Annotated in this window: 17 protein-coding genes; 9 read left to right on the top strand and 8 right to left on the bottom strand. The window is 61.8% G+C overall.

Going from position 1 to position 20,931, the window contains the following annotated elements; genetic code table 11:
• Positions 1-89: 89 nt before the first annotated feature.
• Positions 90-1,511: an undecaprenyl-phosphate glucose phosphotransferase gene (locus ACE4QZ_RS13840; protein ID WP_021785080.1), complete on the top strand. Its 1,422-nt coding sequence runs from the start codon at positions 90-92 to the stop codon at positions 1,509-1,511.
• A 34-nt stretch (positions 1,512-1,545) separates the two neighbouring features.
• Here ACE4QZ_RS13840 and ACE4QZ_RS13835 read toward each other — a convergent pair whose 3' ends face one another.
• The gene (locus ACE4QZ_RS13835; protein ID WP_021785081.1) at positions 1,546-2,487 is read right to left on the bottom strand and encodes a LysR substrate-binding domain-containing protein; all 942 of its coding nucleotides are present in this window, start codon (positions 2,485-2,487) and stop codon (positions 1,546-1,548) included.
• A gap of 146 nt (positions 2,488-2,633) precedes the next feature.
• Here ACE4QZ_RS13835 and ACE4QZ_RS13830 point away from each other — a divergent pair, with 146 nt between their 5' ends.
• Positions 2,634-4,010 carry an L-serine ammonia-lyase gene (locus ACE4QZ_RS13830; RefSeq protein ID WP_021785082.1) on the top strand — a complete coding sequence of 459 codons (1,377 nt, stop codon included), beginning with the start codon at positions 2,634-2,636 and terminating at the stop codon, positions 4,008-4,010.
• 87 nt (positions 4,011-4,097) lie between these two features.
• Here the strand turns inward: ACE4QZ_RS13830 and ACE4QZ_RS13825 are convergent, their stop codons facing one another.
• From ACE4QZ_RS13825 to ACE4QZ_RS13810, 4 genes are all read right to left on the bottom strand, one after another.
• Positions 4,098-4,775, bottom strand: coding sequence for a DUF3313 domain-containing protein (locus tag ACE4QZ_RS13825; RefSeq protein ID WP_021785083.1), 678 nt, complete (start codon positions 4,773-4,775; stop codon positions 4,098-4,100).
• A 150-nt stretch (positions 4,776-4,925) separates the two neighbouring features.
• Positions 4,926-6,221, bottom strand: a complete 1,296-nt coding sequence (locus ACE4QZ_RS13820) for an NAD(P)/FAD-dependent oxidoreductase (protein WP_021785084.1) — start codon at positions 6,219-6,221, stop codon at positions 4,926-4,928.
• A gap of 13 nt (positions 6,222-6,234) precedes the next feature.
• Positions 6,235-7,323 carry a polyamine ABC transporter substrate-binding protein gene (locus ACE4QZ_RS13815; RefSeq protein ID WP_028697446.1) on the bottom strand — a complete coding sequence of 363 codons (1,089 nt, stop codon included), beginning with the start codon at positions 7,321-7,323 and terminating at the stop codon, positions 6,235-6,237.
• An 80-nt stretch (positions 7,324-7,403) separates the two neighbouring features.
• A complete protein-coding gene (locus tag ACE4QZ_RS13810; RefSeq protein ID WP_021785086.1) occupies positions 7,404-8,762 on the bottom strand; it encodes a glutamine synthetase family protein in 1,359 nt (452 codons plus the stop codon).
• Positions 8,763-8,945: 183 nt separating this feature from the next.
• Between ACE4QZ_RS13810 and ACE4QZ_RS13805 the strand changes: the two genes are divergently transcribed.
• Both ACE4QZ_RS13805 and ACE4QZ_RS13800 read left to right on the top strand, forming a co-directional pair.
• Positions 8,946-9,845 (top strand): helix-turn-helix domain-containing protein, encoded by a 900-nt coding sequence (locus ACE4QZ_RS13805; RefSeq protein WP_021785087.1) that lies wholly within the window; start codon positions 8,946-8,948, stop codon positions 9,843-9,845.
• Positions 9,846-10,031: 186 nt separating this feature from the next.
• Positions 10,032-11,942: an AAA family ATPase gene (locus tag ACE4QZ_RS13800; protein WP_021785088.1), complete on the top strand. Its 1,911-nt coding sequence runs from the start codon at positions 10,032-10,034 to the stop codon at positions 11,940-11,942.
• A 37-nt stretch (positions 11,943-11,979) separates the two neighbouring features.
• Here the strand turns inward: ACE4QZ_RS13800 and ACE4QZ_RS13795 are convergent, their stop codons facing one another.
• Complete coding sequence (locus ACE4QZ_RS13795; protein WP_028697445.1) at positions 11,980-13,365, bottom strand: aldehyde dehydrogenase family protein; 1,386 nt, start codon at positions 13,363-13,365, stop codon at positions 11,980-11,982.
• A gap of 107 nt (positions 13,366-13,472) precedes the next feature.
• On the opposite strand from ACE4QZ_RS13795, the gene ptrR reads away from it, so the two are divergent.
• The 3 genes from ptrR to ACE4QZ_RS13780 all read left to right on the top strand — a co-directional run bounded on the left by ptrR (position 13,473) and on the right by ACE4QZ_RS13780 (position 15,684).
• On the top strand, positions 13,473-14,339 hold the full coding sequence (ptrR, locus tag ACE4QZ_RS13790; RefSeq protein WP_028697444.1) for a putrescine utilization regulator PtrR: 867 nt from the start codon (positions 13,473-13,475) through the stop codon (positions 14,337-14,339).
• Positions 14,340-14,465: 126 nt separating this feature from the next.
• Complete coding sequence (locus ACE4QZ_RS13785; protein ID WP_021785091.1) at positions 14,466-14,909, top strand: hypothetical protein; 444 nt, start codon at positions 14,466-14,468, stop codon at positions 14,907-14,909.
• 253 nt (positions 14,910-15,162) lie between these two features.
• Positions 15,163-15,684: an acyloxyacyl hydrolase gene (locus ACE4QZ_RS13780; RefSeq protein ID WP_021785092.1), complete on the top strand. Its 522-nt coding sequence runs from the start codon at positions 15,163-15,165 to the stop codon at positions 15,682-15,684.
• Between the two features lie 31 nt (positions 15,685-15,715).
• Here the strand turns inward: ACE4QZ_RS13780 and ACE4QZ_RS13775 are convergent, their stop codons facing one another.
• Both ACE4QZ_RS13775 and ACE4QZ_RS13770 read right to left on the bottom strand, forming a co-directional pair.
• A complete protein-coding gene (locus ACE4QZ_RS13775) occupies positions 15,716-17,842 on the bottom strand; it encodes a TonB-dependent siderophore receptor (protein ID WP_021785093.1) in 2,127 nt (708 codons plus the stop codon).
• A gap of 256 nt (positions 17,843-18,098) precedes the next feature.
• Positions 18,099-18,989, bottom strand: coding sequence for a universal stress protein (locus ACE4QZ_RS13770; protein ID WP_021785094.1), 891 nt, complete (start codon positions 18,987-18,989; stop codon positions 18,099-18,101).
• A gap of 125 nt (positions 18,990-19,114) precedes the next feature.
• On the opposite strand from ACE4QZ_RS13770, the gene hisN reads away from it, so the two are divergent.
• Together hisN and ACE4QZ_RS13760 are read left to right on the top strand one after the other, a co-directional pair.
• Positions 19,115-19,906, top strand: a complete 792-nt coding sequence (gene hisN, locus ACE4QZ_RS13765) for a histidinol-phosphatase (RefSeq protein WP_021785095.1) — start codon at positions 19,115-19,117, stop codon at positions 19,904-19,906.
• A 188-nt stretch (positions 19,907-20,094) separates the two neighbouring features.
• Positions 20,095-20,826 carry a hypothetical protein gene (locus tag ACE4QZ_RS13760; RefSeq protein WP_021785096.1) on the top strand — a complete coding sequence of 244 codons (732 nt, stop codon included), beginning with the start codon at positions 20,095-20,097 and terminating at the stop codon, positions 20,824-20,826.
• Positions 20,827-20,931: the final 105 nt, after the last annotated feature.

Below are 20,931 nucleotides of genomic sequence, written 5' to 3'. Positions count from 1 at the left end.
GCCTGCTGCACGGTTTTTGCTTAAGTCTGTTTTCAAGGCTTGCTGTTTGATGGAAGGCACTTGCTACGCTCATCTTGATGAGGTCTGAAATGGTTTTCGAACCCAGAAGCAGTCGTTCCTTACTCCAGAGAAGAAGCAGTGTCAGTAACGCCATCCAGGCCGGCCTCGATGGTGTTGCCGTCACCGGTATTGCCTGGTACCTGATCTACGACCAGTTCGGCTACATCACATCCGATTACGTGATCATGCTGCTGTTGCTGATTGGTGCACTGGCAGTCATTTATGATCATTACGCGATCTACCGCACCAACGTCGGGTTGTCGATCAAGGCGTTCCGCCTGTTCAAGGCCTGGTCGGCAACATTTTGCTTCCTGGTGGTCATGGCGTTCCTGACCGAACAGAGCGAAACCTATTCACGGCTATTGGTGGTGCAACTGTTCGTCATTGGTTATGTCGCCCAGTTATTCTTGCATTTTGCCGTGCGCGAACTGCAAAAACGCTTTAGCGCGCATTCGCGCCTGGACAATGCCCTGATCATCGGCAACGGTGACCTGGCCAACTTCCTGTATCAGAAAATCAGCAACAACCCGTGGTTTGGCGAGCGGGTGCTGGGCTGCGTGCTGCTCGACAAAGGCGATGGGCTGGGGGGGGAGAGTGCCGAGGGCAAGCAGCGCCTGCCAGTGCTGGGGCATATTGGCGACCTCGACGAGCTGGTGGCCCAACACGGCATTCGTACGGTGTACCTGGTGACGCCACTAGGTGGCTCCGAGGTCATCAACGACGTGTATTTCAAGTTGCTCGACAAGTGCATTGCGGTGAACTGGGTACCGGATATCTTCTCGTTGCGCCTGATCAACCACAGCGTGCGGGAAATTGCCGGCATTCCGGTGCTGACCTTGTCGGAGACACCCTTGACGGGCATGAGCCTGTTCTTGAAAAACCTTGAGGACCGGGTGCTGGCCGCGTTGATTTTGCTGTTTGCATCACCTGTATTGCTGGCTGTTGCGCTGGCCATCAAGATCGATAGCCGCGGGCCGGTGTTCTTCCGCCAGGAACGTACCGGCTGGACAGGCGAATCGTTCCGTATCTGGAAGTTTCGCAGTATGCATGTTCACCAACCGGAAGAGGGCGTGGTCAAACAGGCGCAGAAGAATGACCCACGGCTGACCCGGGTCGGTGCCTTTATCCGGCGTACAAGCCTTGATGAACTGCCACAATTGTTCAACGTGCTGACCGGTGAAATGTCCCTGGTAGGGCCGCGGCCACACGCCCTGCAACATGACACCTTGTATTCGCAGGATATCGTTGACTACTTTGCCCGCCACAATATCAAGCCAGGCATGACAGGTTTGGCGCAGGTGCGCGGGTTCAGGGGGGAAACCAAGGATATCGAGCAAATGATCCAGCGGGTCGACTCGGACATCGAGTACATCAACAACTGGTCGTTGTGGCTGGACTTTGTGATTCTGGTGCGCACGCTTAATGCCTTTACGGGTAAGCAGGCTTATTGAGCAACGCACGCCCGCATCGACCGTGTACCGCCAGTCAGTCCTTGTTCAACGGATGCAATGCCCTGAACCCCCGCGCTTCTTCCACCAGCCAGTCATGCACCGCCCGCGCACCCGGCTGGTTCAAGCCGCCTGGCGGGTAATGCACCACATAACGCTTGTGGTTGGCGATCGGTACACCAAAGGGCACGATCAGTGCGCCGCGCTCCAGTTCGTCATTGAGCAGCGTGCGCCGGGCAATGGCCACGCCGATCCCGGCAATCGCCGCCTCGATGGTCAGGTGGTTGCGGTTGAAAGTGTGCCCGCGCCGCACATCCAGGCCGGCGGCGCCGATGCCTTCCAGGTAAAACTCCCACTCGGCATATTCCGAACTGCCACGCCAGGCGGTGATGTCATGCAGCAACGGGTAGTGCACCAGATCGCTTGGCCCGTGCAGGGGTGGGCGCCCACGCAGCAGGGCAGGTGAGCACACCGGGAAGATCTGCTCGTCCAGTAGCGGCGTCGAGAGCATGCCTGGGTAGCTGCCATCGTTCAGGTCGATGGCCAGGTCGAAGTCGCCCGGCGTCAGCGCCTGGGCACTGTCTTCAGCCACCAGGCGCAACTCGATGTCCGGGTAGCGTTGTTGAAAACGCGGCAAGCGCGGCGTGAGCCATTTAGCCAGGAACGAGGGGATCGAACGCACACGCAACGTGCCGCGGATTTCCCCTGCGTCCAGCCGCAGCAGCTCGGCCTCGATACTGCCATAGGCCTCGGCCACCGTCTGAGCCAGGCGTTGCCCCTCGGCGCTCAGCTCCACGCCGCGCGCCCGGCGCAGGAACAGCCGGTAGCCCAGGCGCTCTTCCAGCTGGCGCATCTGCTGGCTGACCGCGCCCGGGGTGATGTGCAGCTCTTCGGCACAGCGGGTGAAGGACAAGTGCCGGGCTGCGCAGGCAAATACGTGTAGCCAGACGAACATCTGACCATTGAGTTGTCGTCGCATCGTTTAGTACCACTAAAGCCTTGCTTAGAAAGTTTCGTTGGTCATCCGTGAGCCAGGGCGTCAGTATCGCGCAAAATCGCAATAACGCTCAATTTCTTCAGACAACCCTACCTTGGATGCATGTCAGGGTAGGGTCAGGCATTAGCATGGCTATCAGTGTTTTCGACCTTTTCAAAATTGGCATCGGGCCTTCCAGCTCCCACACCGTCGGCCCGATGCGGGCGGCGGCTACCTTTGCCCAGGCCCTGCGTGAGCAGGGGCTGCTGGCGCGGGTAACACGTGTGGAAGTGCGGCTGTATGGCTCGCTGTCGGCTACCGGGGTTGGCCATGCCACCGACCGCGCGTGCCTGCTAGGCTTGATGGGCCAGTGGCCAGACCGTATCGACCCGGCCACTATCGAGTCGCGCATTGGCCAGGTGCTGCAGGAACACTGCCTGATGCTCGACGGTAGCCATCCGCTGGCCTTCGACTATGGCCGTGACATGCTGCTGCTCGACGAGAGCCTGCCTTATCACCCCAATGCCATGAGCCTGGAAGCCATCGACGGGCAGCACAGCCTGTTGAGCCAGACCTATTTTTCGGTGGGTGGCGGATTCATCGTCGAGCAAGTCGAAATCGATGCGCCGGCAAGCGAAACGAATGCCGTGATGCTGCCTTATGAATTCGACAGTGGTGCCCAACTGCTGGCCTTGTGCAAAGCCCACAACCTGAGCGTGGCGCAACTGATGATGGCCAACGAATGCGCCTGGCGCCCGGAGGCCGAGGTGCGCGAAGGCTTGCTGCGCATCTGGGCAGCCATGCGTGAGTGCGTAGCGAACGGCCTGCGCAACGAGGGCGTTCTACCGGGTGGCTTGCAGGTCAAGCGCCGCGCCGCGCGGTTGCACCGCAGCCTGCAGGAGTTGGGCAAGCCCAACGTGATCGGCTCAACCCTCAGCGCCATGGAGTGGGTGAACCTGTTCGCCTTGGCGGTCAATGAGGAGAACGCCGCGGGCGGGCGCATGGTTACCGCGCCCACCAACGGTGCCGCTGGCATTATCCCGGCTGTACTGCATTACTACATGAAGTTCAACCCGACCGTTTGCGATGCCGATGTCGTCGATTTCCTGCTGGCGGCTGCGGCGGTCGGTATTTTGTGCAAGAAAAATGCGTCGATCTCGGGGGCTGAGGTAGGCTGCCAGGGCGAGGTGGGTTCGGCCTGCTCGATGGCTGCCGCCGGCTTGGCCCAGGTGCTGGGGGCGACGCCACCGCAGCTGGAAAACGCGGCCGAGATTGCCCTGGAGCACAACCTCGGGCTCACTTGCGACCCCGTGGGTGGCCTGGTGCAGGTGCCCTGCATCGAGCGCAATGCAATTGCTGCGGTGAAAGCGATCAATGCCGTGCAGATGGCGCTGCGGGGGGATGGCGAGCACTTCATTTCGCTCGATCGGGTGATCCGCACCATGCGTGATACCGGGGCGGACATGCATACCAATTACAAGGAAACCTCGCGCGGCGGTTTGGCGGTCGCTTTTGTCGAGTGCTGATGTTAAACGCGATCAACTGGAGCGGCCTTGTGACTCGATGGGCCGCTCCTTCACCAGATCGCGTTGACCTGATGGGTCAGCGCTGACTCATCGGCCTTTCTGCTTCGCTGCCAGGAAGCTCGCACGCATGTCCTTGGCCCAGCCATCGAGCACCGGCTTGACGTCATTCAAGGTCAGCTTCTGCGTGTCGTTCTCCAGTTCCTGGCCCGCGCCCTTGCGGACCACCTGGGCCAGCACCTTCTGGCTGGCACCGTCCAGAAACGCTGCCTCCACACCGACATCCACGTCCTGGTCACGTCCACCCATGGCGGTATTCACACCTGCCGCAATTAGCGCGATAGGGATCACCTCGTAAGGCTTGAGGCCCTCGTTACTTGTGGACACTGCCGTGATCGCCGGGCGTACCACTATCACGCCCGGGCCAGGCCCCTTGGCCAGAGGCATCACGCTGCTCATTTCCCGGCGCAGGGCCTCGTTGAAGTAGCGGGTGATTTCCTGCAGCGTCTGCTGCGAGATAACCGCTGTGGGCTGCGGCTTGGGGTAGAACTGGCTTGGCTCGACGAATACCTGGCTGTACTGGTTGATATTGACCTTAGGATCGATCCAGCGCATCACCGGGTCACCCGAAGGGCTCTTGGCTTCTTGCAGCCGGCTGTAGTCTTTGAGGAAGCCGGAGTAATCCTTGGGGTCCACGCGGTTGCTGGAGCAGGCGGCCACGGCAAGCAGCGCGGCGCACAACAGGGTAATGCGAGGCAATGATTTCATGATGAAAAGGCATCCATGAGAGGTCGGCCTCAACAACGCTAGCAGGTACGAGGCGCTTGGCCAGTGGACGGGGCAATCCTCTTTGAAAAGTACAGAATGCGTGACCGGGACGTGCTCGCCCTGAGTGGCGCTGCAAACGTTGTTGCCCACTCAACCCAGGGCCTCACGCAAGCGGTACCACAACATGCCCAGTGCCAGCAGGGGTGAGCGCAGGGCCTTGCCGCCGGGGAAGGTCAGGTGCGGCACGGCACTGAACACATCCAGGCCCTGGCTATGGCCGAGGGCGATGCTTTCGGCCAGCAGTTTCGCCGTCCAGTGCGTCACGTTCAGCCCGTGCCCGGAATAGCCTTGGGCGTAATACACGTTGGGGTGCTGGCCAAGGCGCCCGACCTGGGGGAAACGGTTGGCGGTGATGCCGATCATGCCACCCCACTGGTAGTCGATGCGCACGTTGGCCAGTTGCGGGAACACCTTCAATACCTTCGGCCGCATGTACGCGCCGATGTCTTTAGGGTCACGCCCGGAATAGTGGCAGGCGCCACCGAACAGCAGGCGGCGGTCTGCAGTGAGACGGTAGTAGTCCAGGCCGACCTTCTGGTCGCACAGCGCCATGTTCTGCGGGATCAGGCTGCTGGCCAGCGCTTCGGGCAAGGGTTCGGTGGCCACCACATAGCTGCCGGCCGGGAGCACCTTGCCACTCAGGCGCGGCTCCAGTTCATCGAGGTGAGCGTTGCAGCCCAGCACCAGGCTGCTTGCACGCACCTTGCCGCGCGCCGTGTACAGCGTCAGCCTGGGCCCGTGCTCAATACGCAGCACCGGGCTTTGTTCGAAAATGCGCACGCCCAGGCTGTGGGCCGCGCGGGCTTCGCCCTGGACCAGATCCAGCGGGTGCAGGTGGCCCGAGCCCATGTCTACCAGGCCGCCAGCGTACTGGTCGCTGGCGACGATCTCGTTCAACTGCCCGGCGCCGACCAGGCGTGTTTCGTGGCGATAGCCCAGGGCGGCCAGGTCGTCCTGTTCATCCTTGAAGGCGGCGAACTGCGCCTCGGTGTTGGCCAGTTCGCAGAAGCCCCAGCGCAGATCGCAGGCAATGCCGTAGCGGGCGATACGGTCGGCCACCAGTTCCACTGAATCGATGCCGGCCTGTTTCAGGTAGCGCACACCTTCCTGGCCGACATGCCGGGCAAAGCCGCTGACATCATGGCCGATGCCGCGAATCAGTTGGCCGCCATTGCGCCCACTGGCGCCCCAGCCGATGCGACGGGCTTCCAGCAGCACCACCGAGAGGCCGCGCTCGGCCAGCTCCAGGGCGGTATTGACCCCGGTCAGCCCGCCGCCGATCACGCAAACGTCGGCCGTCAGTTCACTGTCCAGGCTGGGGTAGGGTGCCGCGTCGCGCGCTGTAGCGGCGTAGTACGAGGCGGTGTGTTGGGTATTGAAAGACATGAGCGTTCTCGACTCAGCGGTTGGATTTGATCTTGCTCCAGGAGCGGGTCATGACGCGCATGATTTTCGGGCTCGGGGTGCTGGAGATGTACAGCTTGTCCAGCACCTCCTGCGGTGGGTAGATCTCGGGGTTGTTCACCAGCGATGCATCCATGTAGGCCTTGGCGTCAGGGTTGGCATTGGCATAGCCGACCGTGGCGCTGACCTTGGCAATCACTTTGGGGTCGAGCAGGTAGTTGATGAACGCCAGGGCCTGCTCGGGGTTGTTGGCGTCCTTGGGGATGGCCAGCAGGTCGAACCACAGGTTGCTGCCTTCCTTGGGAATGCTGTAGGCGACCTTCACGCCGTTTTTCGCCTCTACGGCGCGGTTGGCGGCCTGGAACACGTCGCCAGAGTAGCCGAACGCTACGCAGACATTACCGTTCGCCAGGTCTGAAACGTACTTGGAGGAGTGGAAGTAGGTGATATAGGGGCGCAGTTCGAGCAGGCGGGCCTCAGCCTTGGCGTAATCGCCCGGTTTTTCGCTGCGCGGGTCCAGGCCCAGGTAGTTGAGCACGGCCGGGAACAGCTCGTCGGGTGAGTCCATGAATGCCACGCCGCACTGCTTGAGCTTTTTCAGGTTCTCGGGCTCGAACAGCACTGCCCACGAGTCGATATGGTCCACACCCAGTGCCGCCTTGACCTTGTCGACGTTGTAGCCGATGCCATTGGTGCCCCAGAGGTAAGGCACGGCGTACTGGTTGCCGGGGTCGTTCTGTTCAAGTTGTTTGAGCAGTTTGGGGTCCAGGTGCTGCCAGTTCGGCAGCTTGCTGCGGTCCAGCGGCAGGAAGGCCCCGGCCTGGGCCTGGCGGGCGAGGAAGTGGTTGGACGGTACCACCACGTCATAACCCGTGCGCCCGGCCAACAGCTTGCCTTCAAGGGTTTCGTTGGAGTCGAACACGTCATAGACCACCTTGATTCCGCTGCTGGCCTGGAAATCGGCCAGAGTGGTGTCACCGATGTAGTCGGTCCAGTTGTACACACTGACCGTGGGTGCGGCCTGGGTGGTGGTGGCGAACAGCAGGGTGAATGCAGCGGGGATCAGGGCTTGCAGATGACGCATGGGAACACCTCGTTGGTCTTGTTCTTCGAGTTCGGAGCAGGGTTGCCTGTGCATGGGGTGCAAAGCACCCCCGCGGTGGATCAGACACTCAGCATCAGGAATTCACGCTCCCACGAGCTGATGACGCGCTTGTAGTTCTCGTGTTCGGCGCGCTTGACCGCCACGTAGCCCTGGACGAATTGCTTGCCCAGGTACTGCTGCACGGTTTCGCAGTCTTCCATGTGCTGCAGCGCATCTTCGATGGTGATCGGCAGGCGCAGGTTGCGTCGTTCATAGGCACGGCCCTGCACTGCTGCGCTAGGGTCGATCTGCTCGACCATGCCCAGGTAGCCGCACAGCAGGCTGGCAGCGATGGCCAGGTACGGGTTGGCATCGGCGCCCGGCAGGCGGTTTTCCACCCGCATCGCCTCTGGGCTGGACGTAGGCACGCGCAAGCCGGCGGTGCGGTTTTCTACACCCCACTCGACGTTGACCGGTGCCGAAGTATCCGGCAGGAAGCGGCGGAACGAGTTGACGTTGGGCGCGAACATCGGCAGCAGCTTGGGGATGTACTTCTGCAAGCCGCCGATGTGATGCAGGAACAGCGGGCTCATGCTGCCGTCTTCGTTGGCGAAGATCGGTTTGCCCGTAGCGATGTCGACCACGCTCTGGTGCAGGTGCATGGCACTGCCGGGTTCGTCGGTGATCGGCTTGGCCATGAACGTGGCGGCCACGTTGTGTTTGAGCGCTGCCTCGCGCATGGTGCGCTTGAACACGGTGATCTGGTCGGCAAGGTCCAGCGCGTCGCCGTGGCGGAAGTTGATCTCCATCTGCGCCGGGCCGTCTTCGTGGATCAGCGTATCCAGGTCCAGCCCCTGGATCTCGCACCAGTCGTAGACGTCTTCGAACAGCGGGTCGAATTCGTTGGCGGCATCGATCGAGAACGACTGTCGGCCACTTTCAGCACGGCCGGAACGCCCCAGTGGCACCTGCAGTGGCAAGTCCGGGTCTTCGCAGCGCTTGGTCAGGTAGAACTCCATCTCGGGCGCGACGATCGGCTGCCAGCCCTTGTCGGCGTACAGCTTGAGCACCTTCTTCAGCACGTTGCGTGGCGAAAGCTCGATAGGGTTGCCTTGCTTGTCGAAGGTGTCGTGGATCACGATCGCGGTTGGCTCGATCGCCCACGGGATCTGGTAAACGGCAGTGGGGTCAGGGCGGCAGACCATGTCGATGTCGGCGGCGTCGAGCAGGTTGTAATAGATGTCATCATCGACGTAGTCGCCGGTGACTGTCTGCAGCAGCACGCTTTCTGGCAGGCGCATGCCTCGCTCATGGAGGAACTTGGCGGTGGGCGCAATCTTGCCGCGGGCGATGCCGGTCAAGTCGCTGATCACGCATTCGACTTCGGTGATCCGGTGTTCTTTCAGCCAGGTGGACAGCTGATCGAAGGGGGCGTTCATACAGACCTCTTGGTTGGGTTTTAGTGGGGGAGCGTGGGCGCTTGCGAAAACCGTTGAACAGTTGCGAAGGCGTTACGCTTCCCAGGTGACGCGCTGCAGACTATCTTGGGCGCAGCCCCCCGGGGCAATCTATCCACTTTCTTCAGTATCGAATGCACCAAAAGAGTGCATACAGGACGATGTGTGACAACCGCCAATGCGTTGAAGGTCCAGGCTTTCCACACCACTGACGTCACCGAGCAAGTGCGCGCCACCCCTGGCTGGCAGCAGCAGTACCGGCAGATGTCGCCCGGGTACTTCAGCGGTGAGCTGCGCTGCCTTGGGCTGGATGGCGTGGAGGTGTACGAAGAGCGCCTGAACACCCGGGTGGAACAGTTTTTCCGCGCGCCAAGCGGCGCGTTGGCGTTTTGCTTCGACCGCAGTGAGAACAGCCTGTACCTGCTGAACGAACAAAGCCGCAATATCTGGATTACGCCAGAGAACTACCACGAAGTGGCGGTCGTGTTCGACCAGGCGTTCCTGGCCCGCCATGGGCTAGACCCGCAGCGTCTGGAAGGGTTGTTCATGGTGCCATTGGGTAGCGGCCAGAATGCGCTGTTCGGCAGCTGGCTCAGCGCCACCTTGACCCGGTTGGGCGAGGAGGGTTGCCCGTCGCAAGGGCAGGCCCTGGCTGAGCAGTTGCTGGAGGACTGTCTGTTCATTCTCGACAACGCCAGTCAGCGTTTACAGGGCGTGGCCTTGGGGCGGCGGGACGAGGAAAGGGCGATCATGCACCGGGTCAGCGAATGGGCGGCCGACTGCCCGGAAGAGACGCTGAACCTGCTTGAGCTGGCAGACGTGGCTGGGGTTTCCCTGCGCCAGTTGCAGCAAGCGTTCAAGGCGTTTACCGGCATGCCGCCGGCGCACTGGCTGCGCCTGCGCCGGCTCAACGGTGCGCGGCGTGATCTGTTGCGCGGTGGCGGCGTGACCGTGGCCGAGGTGGCGATGCGCTGGTCTTTCTGGCATTTAGGAAGGTTTTCAGAGAGTTACCGGCAGTTATTCAAGGAGTTTCCCAGTGAAACATTGAAGCGCTGCAGGGTTTGAGGTGGAGGCGGGGCTGCCGGCCTCTTCGCGGGCTCGCCCGCTCCCACAGCACCAGCATGGTTTCGTGAATCGCACGTTGCCTAGGGCGCGGGCGGTTCCGCGAAGCGGCCAGCCCAGGCAACACTGAACCCAGCATTCCACGCCAAAAGTTGCTATCGTGCCGCCCTGATTTCACCCGAGGTGCCGATGTTCTACCTGCCTTTGTCCAGCGACCAGGCTGACCGCCTCGCCAGCGCGGCTGTAACCGAATTCTTCACCACTGCCAGTGTGCTCGATGCCGCCGCCGTGCTGTTCGTGCAAAACCTGCCACGTCAGCCTGCCATCGCCTCGGCCGACGCGCAGGAGCGTCGTTTCGCCGAAATCGTGCGCATCGCCAACCAAGTCGAAGGTGTCGCCCCCGGGCGCTTCCAGGGCCAGGTAGCGCAGCACTTCGATCGCGAAGCATTCGCCATGGGCCTGGGCATGCTGGGCGAAAATGGCATTGCACTGCTGTCGGCCGAAGTGGAGTACCAGGCGGACGAGTTGCTGGATGACGAAGGCCAGTGGAACTTCCAGTTCGCCGACCGCTACCGCCAACGGGCCACGCCGCTGCACCCGGTGTACCTGCCATCGCTGGCCAGCGACTTGATGCTCAGCGACCAGCAAAACCGCCTGCTGCGTGAATTCCTCAGTGGCGTCGACGAGTCTGTGGCTGTGCAAGGTTTCGCCGGCACCGGCAAGACCTTCCTGATTCACCAGTTCGCCCGGCTGCTGGAGCCGCAGCGCACATTGCTGCTGGCCTTGACCGAAGGGCAGTTGCGCGCACTGCAGGCGCGGGTCAAGGACGCTGCCGCCTATACCGCGCTGACCTTCGGCCAACTGGCTGACGAACTGCTCAACCGCGACCTCACCAGCAACGGCTGGCGACTGCGCGATCCGTATCGCACCAAGCTGTCCTGGCGCCCCCAGGAAGCGCAAGTGGTGCGCTGGTTGGCCATCCCTGATATCGGCCCGCTCGCAGCGCGTGACGTGGTTGCCTTGTGCATCCGCGCCGTGCGCACGTTCTGCCACAGTGCCGATACCCAGCTTCAACTGCACCACTTGCCCTGGGCCGGGCCTGGCACCTCGCCGCTGGATCAGGAGGTGCTGCTGGAAAAGGCGCGCCTGTACTGGCAAGAGCTGATTCGCCCGTCGGCGCGGGACATTCAGCTGCCGGTGCGTGACTACCACCGGGTCAAGCTGCTGTCGCTGACCGAACATGTGATCGACAGCCGTTACACCCATGTCATCGTCGACGAGGCCCACGAGTTGTCGGCACCGATGCTGGCGGTACTCGATCGCAGTCCGCAGTCGATCATTACCCTGGGTGACGAACTGCAAAACCTCAACGGCCTCAGCCCGCACCATGGCAGCTTCATCCGCCAACGCTGCATTGACCACTCACTGCGCGCCGGGCCGGCAATGGACAATGTGCTCAACCCGCTGATCCAGGCGCACCCGGCCACGATCCAGGCAGCCTTCAGTGGCAATGCCGAGCACTACACCCGGGTCAGCTTCTTCGACACGGTGATGGTGCCGGAACAGCCCACGGCGCTTATCGTCGATGATGAATGGGGCCTGTTTGGCTGGTTCCAGCGCCTGACGCATCAGGGGGTGCCGTTCTTGTTGCTGAAAAGCGCTCGCAAGGACTTTGAACTGTTCGTCGAGGACTGCATCGAGCTGTACCGCTACGGCACGCGGCCGCGCCACCCGATGCTGTTCCGCTATGCCAGCTGGCAGGCGCTGGAGCAGGACAAGGGCGATGACAAAGCGTTCGTCGCCGTGGCCAACATGCTGCGCAAGGGCTATACGCCGGAGCACTTTGCCAAGGCCAAGAGCCGTTACCGCTGGGACAAGGCGCCGAAGTTGTTCCTGGGGCGTGTACGGGATGTGAAGAACATGGAGTTTGCCCGGGTGATGGTGTCGCCGGAACTGATGGTAGCGCCACAGGTGGCGGGTAACCGCAATGAACGGGCGCGTATGCTGGCGGGGTTGTATACCGCCTGTTCGCGGGCAAGGCATGAATTGATCGTGCCGGGGGGGATGCTGGACTGGGTCAAGGACCAGGTTCGGGATTGAAGCGCCTGGGGCTGCAAAGCAGCCCCAGGGTCATGAATCAGTTACGGTCCAGCCACACCGTCTGGGCATTGGTGAACTCGCGCACCCCAAAGTGCGACAGCTCACGGCCGAAACCGCTCTTCTTCACGCCACCAAACGCCACGCGGGGGTCGGAAGCGCAGTAGCCGTTGATGAACACGCCACCGGTATCCAGTGCAGCGGTCATGCGTTCGGCCAGCGCATAGTCGGCTGTGTAGATGGTCGAGGCCAGGCCGAACTCGCTGTCGTTGGCCAGTTCCACGGCATGGTCGGCATCGCGTGCAGTGATGATCGCCGCGACAGGGCCGAACAGCTCCTGCTTGAACGCGGTCATGTCCGGGGTGACATTGGCAAACACGGTCGGCGCGTAGAAGTTGGCCACGCCTTCGACCTTGTTGCCGCCCAGCAGCAACGTGGCGCCTTCGGCCAACGTCGCCTGAACCTGGTCGTCCAACTCGTCGCGCAGGTCGTAGCGGGCCATCGGGCCAATATAGGTGTCGTCCTCCAGCGGGTTGCCGACTTTCAGCTGGCGAGTGGCTTCAACGAACTTGTGGGTGAACGCGTCGACGATGCTGGCTTCCACGATCAGGCGCTTGGCGGCGGCGCACACCTGGCCGGTATTCTGGTAGCGGCCTATCACCGCAGCCTGGACGGCGGCATCCAGGTCGGCGTCGGCCAGGACGATGAACGGGTCAGAGCCACCCAGCTCCAACACGCACTTCTTCAGCGCGGCACCGGCCTGTGCACCAATCGCCATGCCTGCACGCACGCTGCCGGTCAGGGTCACGGCGGCGATGCGCGGATCGTTGATGGCGCGGGTGACGCCATCCGGGGTCACGTTCAACACTTCGAACACGCCTTCCGGCAGGCCGGCATCCTTGAACAGCTCACCCATCAGGTAGGCGCTGCCCATCACGTTCGGTGCGTGCTTGAGCACGTAGGTGTTACCCGCCAGAATCGCCGGCACGGCACCGCGCAGCACCTGCCAGACCGGGAAGTTCCACGGCATCACCGCCAGGATCGGGCCTAGCGGGCGGTATTCGATACGGGCTTTTTCGACCTGGGTCGGCTCGGCGGCGAGCATGGCCGGGCCGTGCTCGGCGTACCAGCGGCACAGGCCCACACACTTGCTGACTTCACCGCGAGCCTGGGCGATCGGCTTGCCAATTTCGCGGCTGATCATGTGCGCGAAAGCTTCAGCCTTGGCTTCGAGGGTGCCGGCCAGGGCCAGCAGGTACTCGCTGCGCTGACCCAGCGACACCTGGCGCCACTGGCGGTAGCCGACCTTGGCACGTTGCAGCGCCGCTTCCAGTGCGGCGTCGGTGTCGAACGGGTAGGCGCCGATCTGCTCGCCGCTGTACGGGTCGAGGGAGATGGCGTGGGTCAGGCTGCTGATCGCGCTCATGGCGGGACACTCTCGTTGTTGTTAATCAATGAGGCCAGACTAGTGGGCTATGGCTTTAATGAAAACTGAATAATAATGAGCGAAACATTCACGTTTGGAGAATGCCTGTGGACCTGGTGCAACTGGAGATCTTCAAGGCCGTGGCAGAGCAGGGCAGCATCAGCGCCGCCGCGCAGCACATCCATCGGGTGCCGTCGAACCTGACCACGCGCATCAAGCAACTGGAGGAGGACTTGGGTGTAGAGCTGTTCATTCGCGAGAAGAGCCGCCTGCGCCTGTCGCCTGCGGGTTGGAACTTCCTCGAATATACCCGGCGCATCCTCGACCTGGTCCATGAGGCGCGGCTGACCGTGGCGGGTGAAGACCCGCAGGGCACCTTTGCCCTCGGATCGCTGGAAAGCACGGCGGCGGTGCGCATCCCGGCGCTGCTGGCCGCCTATAACCAACGCTACCCCAAGGTTGACCTTGACCTGTCCACCGGGCCCTCCGGGACCATGCTCGAAGGCGTGCTGTCTGGCCGCCTGGTGGCCGCGTTCGTCGACGGCCCGGTGCTGCACCCGACGCTGGAGGGCATACCGGTGTTCGAGGAAGAGATGATGGTCATTGCGCCGCTCAACCATACACCGGTAACCCGCGCCCAGGACGTGAACGGTGAAAGCATCTACGCCTTCCGCGCCAACTGTTCATACCGCCATCACTTCGAAAACTGGTTCGTAAAAGACCAGGCGGTACCGGGCAAGATCCACGAAATGGAGTCGTACCACGGCATGTTGGCATGCGTCAGCGCTGGCGCCGGCCTGGCCATGCTGCCGCGCAGCATGCTCGACAATATGCCCGGGTGCAGCACCGTCAGCGCCTGGCCAATGTCGGAGGACTTCCGTTACCTGAAAACCTGGCTGGTATGGCGACGGGGTACAGTCTCGCGCAGTTTGAGCATGTTCGTGAAATTGCTTGAAGAAGGTCGTGCAAGCTGATGTTTTCGCTCGATAACCTGATTATCTGAAGTGAATTCATCTACATGACCGGGTATCAGCACGAACACCCCTTCGCTGGGAGGATCAAATAACAGGTAAGCCATCCTCGAAAAGGAGGGTCGTACCATGCGTAACCATCACTATGCGCTCGGCGCTGCCTTGCTGATTACCCTGGCCTTGCCATGGACGCTGGCCGCTGCCGCCGACCTCAATGCCCCCATCGACATGCAGGCCGTGCAGTTGCAACCGCAAGAACAGAATGGCGTGCGCTACCTGCAGGGCGGTATCGGCCAGGACGAGGCCAATGCCCTGCGCAAGACCGCGGGTTATGACCTGCACGTAGAGCTTTCGACCGGTCCGGAAGGCAAGTTCCAGAGCGGGGCTTCGGTCGATATCCAGAATGCCCAGGGCCAGCCCGTACTCAGCGTCAGCGATGCCGGGCCACTGCTGTATGTGCAACTGCCTCCCGGCAAATACAAGGTCATTGGCAATGCCCAAGGTCAGTCGGTGCAGCAGTGGGCGGCCGTGACGGGCAAGGCCCCCACGACCGTTAACCTTAATTGGCGTTGATGAAGAGACGGGGAGGAGTACGGATGTACTCCTCCCTTGGTTAAGATCACGTCTCGCGAATTCCTGTGCCCGGCAGGCACATCTTTACCGAGTGTTTTAGTCAATAGTGGCAATACACTTCCAACTTTCTGATTATCTGGACAATAATCAGAAAAGTATTACTTCGCATGACCGGTCTGGATGCACCGGTCAGCGCATAACGTCGAGGGGCCCAAGCCCCCGCTTGCCGTGTAGACCATCAGGAGAGTCGTAGATGAAAACCCGTCTAGCAGCTTCGCTGGCCGTTGCAGTGCTGGCCTTTGCCGGGGCCGATCTGGTCCAGGCTGCGCAGATATCAGGCGCCGTGGGCGCAACTAGCCAAGGTGACATGACCTACCGTATCGGCATGTCGTTCGACTGGGACAAGAAATGGCTGGAAAGCAGCACCGGCCATGTGAGCGGGTACTGGGATGCGGCCTACACCTATTGGGAAGGTGGCGATGCCAGTGGTGCGCATTCGCTGTCGTTCAGCCCGGTGTTCACGTATGAGTTCAGCGGCTTTACCTACACGCCTTACATCGAGGCAGGTATTGGCCTGGCAGCGTTTTCAAAGACCGACGTAGGGGACCAGCGCCTGGGGTCGTCGGTCAACTTCGAAGACCGCATCGGCTTTGGCCTGAAGTTGCCGGGAGAACAGAAGGTAGGCATCCGTGCCATGCATTACTCCAACGCCGGGATAAAGCAGCCAAACGACGGCATCGAGTCGTACTCGCTGTTCTACAGCACAGCTTTCTGAAATTACGGGGCCGCTGCGCGGCCCCGGCAATTCAGAAGGTATAGGAAACACCGGCCTGCACCGTGCGCGGTGCGCCGGGGTATACGTAGCTGTTGAACGCCCCTTCGTCATACCCCTTGTTGAACACGTTTTTCACGTCCAGATTCAACCGCACATGCTCGTTGACCTTGTAGAAGCTCAACAGGTCGACCACGCTGTAGCGTTCCATCGTGTAAGTGGCTGCCGATGTCTGCCCCGCACGGTCGTCGACATACTTCACGCCTACGCCCAGGCCAAGGCCTTTGGCCAGGCCATCCTGGAACTCGTAGGTGTTCAGCAGGCTGAAGGTGTTGCGCGGGATATTGGCCAGGCGCGTTCCCTTGGGCAGGGTAGTGTCCTTGGTGACTTCGGCGTCCACGTAGGCATAGCCACCGATCACGCGCCATTCGGGGGTGAGGTTGCCGGCGATGTTGATGTCCAGGCCACGGCTGCGCACCTCGCCGGCCGCGATCTTGTAAGTACCAGTAAGGTCGCTCGGGTCGTTGGCCAGTACGTTTTCCTTGACGATGTGGTAGATCGCCGCGTCGACACTCAACTGGCGGTCGAGTGACTCCCATTTCACACCCAGCTCGTAGGACTTGCCTTTCTCTGGGTCGAAACCGCCGCCACTGGCCGGCGTGCCCGTATTAGGCTTGAACGAACGTGCGGTATTGGCGTAGACCGCCAGGGTATCGGTCAGGTCGTAGATCAAGCCAAGGCGGGGTGTAACGCCGTTTTCGCCCTTGCTGAAATCGCCGGCATTGTTCAGCTTGTTGTCATAGTCATGCTCGAAACGCTCGAAGCGCACACCCGCCAGCGCCTTCAATCGCTCGGTCAGCGCTACCTGGTCCTGAATGAAGAACGCCCACGTCTGCAGGTTTTCCTTGTCCCAGGTGGTGGTGCGGTCCAGTGCCGGGCGCGGCTGGCCCAGTACCGGGTTGTAGATGTCGATCGGGTAGGCTGCCGAGGAACGCTGGATGATCGAGTTGTAGTCGTAGTTCTCGTATTCGACACCGGTCAGCAAAGTGTGGCTGAGCGTACCGGTATCGAAATGCCCGGTCAGGTTCAATTGCCAGTCACGGTCGGTCCATTCCAGCTTGCGGTAGTTGAAGTTCCGCTGCAGGGTGCGGCCGTCTGGCAGTAAATTGCTCCCCTCGACTGCATTACCCTTGAGCGAACCATCAAGGAACTGGAACCCGCCTGCCAAAGTCCAGTCGTCATTGAGCAGGTGCTCGAAACGCAGCTGCGCCATGTTGTTGTCGTTATGCAGCAGGTTGTCGCTGCCTTTTTCCCAGATATAGGTATCGCGCGAGGCGCTGCCGGTCTGGGTGGGGTAGCGGGTCAGGCCGCGATCGAGGGGGTGGTTGTTGCGCATGAAATCGCCTTCGAAGGTGATCTTCGTGGCGTCATTGACCTGCCAGCTGATGACCGGGGCGACATCGTAGCGTTCGCTTTCGACATCGTCGCGGAAGCTGTCGCCACCTTCACCCAGTATGTTCAGGCGGTAGGCCAGCGAGCCGTCCTGGCTCAGCGGCCCGGTGGCATCGAGGGTGGCACGGTGCATGCCCTGGTCGTCGAACTGGCTGCCAAGGGTAACCTTGGACTCGGGCAACGGCTGCTTGCTGACCACGTTGAACGTACCGCCAGGGTCGCCACGGCCGTACAGGCTGCTGGCCGGGCCACGGATGACCTCCAGGCGCTCGACGGTGTTGGCATCCGGGGCATTGGGGTAGCCGCGGTTGATCGGAAAGCCGTTGCGGTAGAACTCACCGGTCGTGAAGCCACGCACGGTGAAGGTTGTCAGGCCCTGGCCGCCGAAGTTGTTGGCGCGGCCGACACCACCGGCGTAGTCCAGGCCGTCCTGCAGGCGCGTGGCGCCCGTGTCTACCAACACATCCTTGGGCACCACGCTGACCGATTGCGGGGTTTCGTGCAGCGCCGTGTCGGTGCGGGTGGCACTGGCCGAGCGGCTGGCCTTGTAACCTTCGACCGGGCCGTCCGCACGCTCACTGTCGGCAGTACTGGTGATGCTCAGGGCCTGGAGTTCGATCTGGGCAGGGTCGCTGAGCGGTTCAGGCTCGGCAAAGGCCAGCGGGGAGACAGCATGAAGCACACAAAGCGAAACGAACGTGCGGCGCATCGACGGTACGATCCTTGATTAGGGCGCTGAGGGGCTAGGTCGGTAAATGCCGCGAACATACTACGAATCATTATCAAATGCATTCATTTTTAGTGGCACTGGTGTACCAGAAACCAACGCAGATAACGCGTCAGTGACAACAGTGCCTGCAGGAACTGCGGAGGGGCCGACAGGTTATAAGCTGCTCCGTGGCTGGAAGTGCCTCTTCACATGTACAAGGTTATTCCTGCCCGGCCCCAAGGCAGGCTGCTGAAGCTCAGCGAACAGCCTTGATCGCCAACACATTGCACAGCGGGTGTTCCAGCACATGCGCTGTTGTCCCGCCCAGGAATGTCTGCATGGCGTCATGGCGATGACTGCCCATGACTATTACGTCCACTCGGTTGTGGCCGACGAACTGGGCAATGGCCCTGATCGCGGCCCCTTCGAGGAAGTGCCGGCGCTCCAGCGGAATTTGGTGGTGGTCGCCCAGGCGGTTGAACGCCGCCCGCTGCGCGGTTCGCACGCTGCCATCGAAGCCGGGCATGGTGACCGTACCGGCGCCGAAGTCGGCGATGTGGGTCTTGGCCGCGTCGCACACATGCAGCAGGTGCAGCTCGGCGTTGCACTGCAGGGCCAGGTCATGGGCGCAGTGGATGACCTGCTCGTCCAGGTGTTCGCCAGCGCCGTGGCTGTTCAGGTCCACTGCGGCGGCGATCTGCCGTGGCAGGGGCAGGCGAATGTCACTGACCAGGTGTACGGCGACCGGGCTGTCCTTGAGCAACTGCCAGTCCAGCGGCGTTACCAGCAGGCGTTTGAGTACGGGTTCGTGCTGTACGTCCTTGACCAGCAGGTCGCAGCCCAGCCGTTCGACCCGTTCCAGTACGCTGCCCAGCGGGTCGCGGGTCAACAACAGCTCGGTGGACACGTCCACGCCGGCATCGCTCAGTTGTTCCGCCTCATCCGCCAGCCATTGGCGGTTGTCGCTGAGCAGCCGCTCACGCTCACGACCATCGCTCATCAAGCCAAAGGTGTCGACGTCGTCGACGAACACATTGATATCCAGCAGGGCACCACTGGATTCCGCCAACGCCGCCGCGCGTTGCAGCGCAGGCGTATGACGCATTTGCGGGCCCAGCATGACGAACAGACGTTTGAACTGGCTCATCGCACACCTCCACGTGTGGCAGCCCCCCGGTAACCTGATCATGTTCAGTCTAGACTGCCGCAGCGTACACCGGGGCGATGTGTCGGGTATGATGCGTGCCCCATCATTGTCACGAGGCCCGTCCCATGTCCCTGAGTGCTGAACAGATCGTTGAGTATCGCGCCTTTGCCGAGCAAATGGCCGATGCTGCCGCTGCAGCGATCGCGCCGTACTTCCGCGCCAGCCTGGAAGTCGAGGACAAGGGCGGGCGTCTGTACGACCCGGTGACCGTGGCCGACAAGGCCGCCGAAGACGCCATGCGTGAGCTGATCCAGGCGCGTTATCCCGAACATGGCATTCTCGGTGAAGAGGCCGGTGTTGCAGTGGGCAGCAGTCCGCTGACCTGGGTGCTCGACCCGATCGACGGCACCCGGGCGTTCATTACCGGCTTGCCACTGTGGGGCACCTTGATTGCCCTGAATGACGGCACCCGCCCCGTGCTGGGCGTGATGAACCAGCCGTTCACCGGCGAACGTTTCGTGGGTACCCCGGCAGGCGCCTGGCGCAGTGGCACGCCCCTGAAGACGCGTGCCTGCGCCAGCCTGTCTGCCGCCACACTGATGTGCACCACGCCGGAAATGTTCGACACCGCCGAGCGCAAGGCGGCATTCGAAGCGGTCGCCAGCAAGGCGCGGTTGATGCGTTATGGCGGTGATTGCTATGCCTACTGCATGCTGGCCTCGGGCTTTGTCGACGTGATTGTCGAAGCGAGCCTTCAGCCGTATGACGTACAGGCGCTGATGCCGATCATCGAAGGGGCGGGTGGCGTGATCACGGCCTGGGATGGCAGCTCGGCGCAGAATGGCGGGTGTGTGGTGGCCTGCGGTGACCCGGCGCTGCATGCGCAGGTGGTGGAGATGTTGCGCCACGCCATGTGATCCGGGTTCGTCGCTCCTAGCCTCTCGCGGGCGAGTCCCTTCTTGTGGGAGCGGGTTCACCCGCGAAGAGGCCGCCACAGGTTTTTTCCATTCTCTCCAGCCACCGCACTTTTTCCCATTTTCGGGCTCTATGCTTGGCCAGGCCGCGCTGACTCCCGGCGCAGCCGCCGAATATCGACCCGGTGCCGATGGTTGCAAGCTACTCGAATTTCCTCCCCCGCCTGCTACTGACAGGTGCCCTGGCATGCCTGTGCGCCTGTACTCAGCAGCAAGGCCGTGACATCGTCGGCCAGTTCAGCGACGGCAAACCCAGCGAGCTGTTTCAAACCAGCGTCGACCGCCTGGCCACGCTGTCGATGCGCGACAACTTGCAAAGCCTGTACCTGCTGATGAACAAGCTGTACCTGCGCAACCCCAACCAGTGGAAGGTGTCTGGCTACCTTGATGCCGCCACCGCCGAGCGACAGATCCGCATTGCCATCGAACAACGCCGGCCGCTGCCACAACTGGGCAACCGCCGTGACCTGGCGGCATTGAGCTACGCCCTGAGCCCGGAGTTTCGCGGGGACCGGGTCGGCGCCTTCATCTACGCCATTGGCAGCATGCTGATCACCGCGCATGGCGGGCGTACCGAGTTCTACATGACCGATACCATCGACCCCCTGTTCATCAACAACGCTGCGCGCAATATCGAGAAGGCGACATGGATGCTCAGTCAGCGGCAAGATGCCAACGGGGTGCTGTTGCTGTTCTCGAACGAGATCTCGGAGGAGGGCAGCAACCTGAGTTTTGCCGTTGAGTTCGGCAAGATCGTCGCGCGGCTGGACTTGCTGGCCGAGTTGCTGGATGAGCGTTATCGGCGCATAGGCTTGAACTACGCGCAGAGCCTGTTGCTGATGAACTTCCTGCCGGTGCAGTGAATGACGGTCGTTGCAGGAGCGCTTGGTCCGCCGCCATGTGCAGGCCACGCGAGTACCGCAAGATACTGTTCGATTAACGAACAAGCATGACGCCGGACCTGTCCG

This window comes from Pseudomonas sp. DCA-1 (assembly GCF_046523955.1).
GTDB classification, from domain to species: domain Bacteria; phylum Pseudomonadota; class Gammaproteobacteria; order Pseudomonadales; family Pseudomonadaceae; genus Aquipseudomonas; species Aquipseudomonas putida_Y.
Note: the sequence above shows the minus strand (reverse complement) of the source record. Positions and strands in the feature narration are given on the sequence as shown.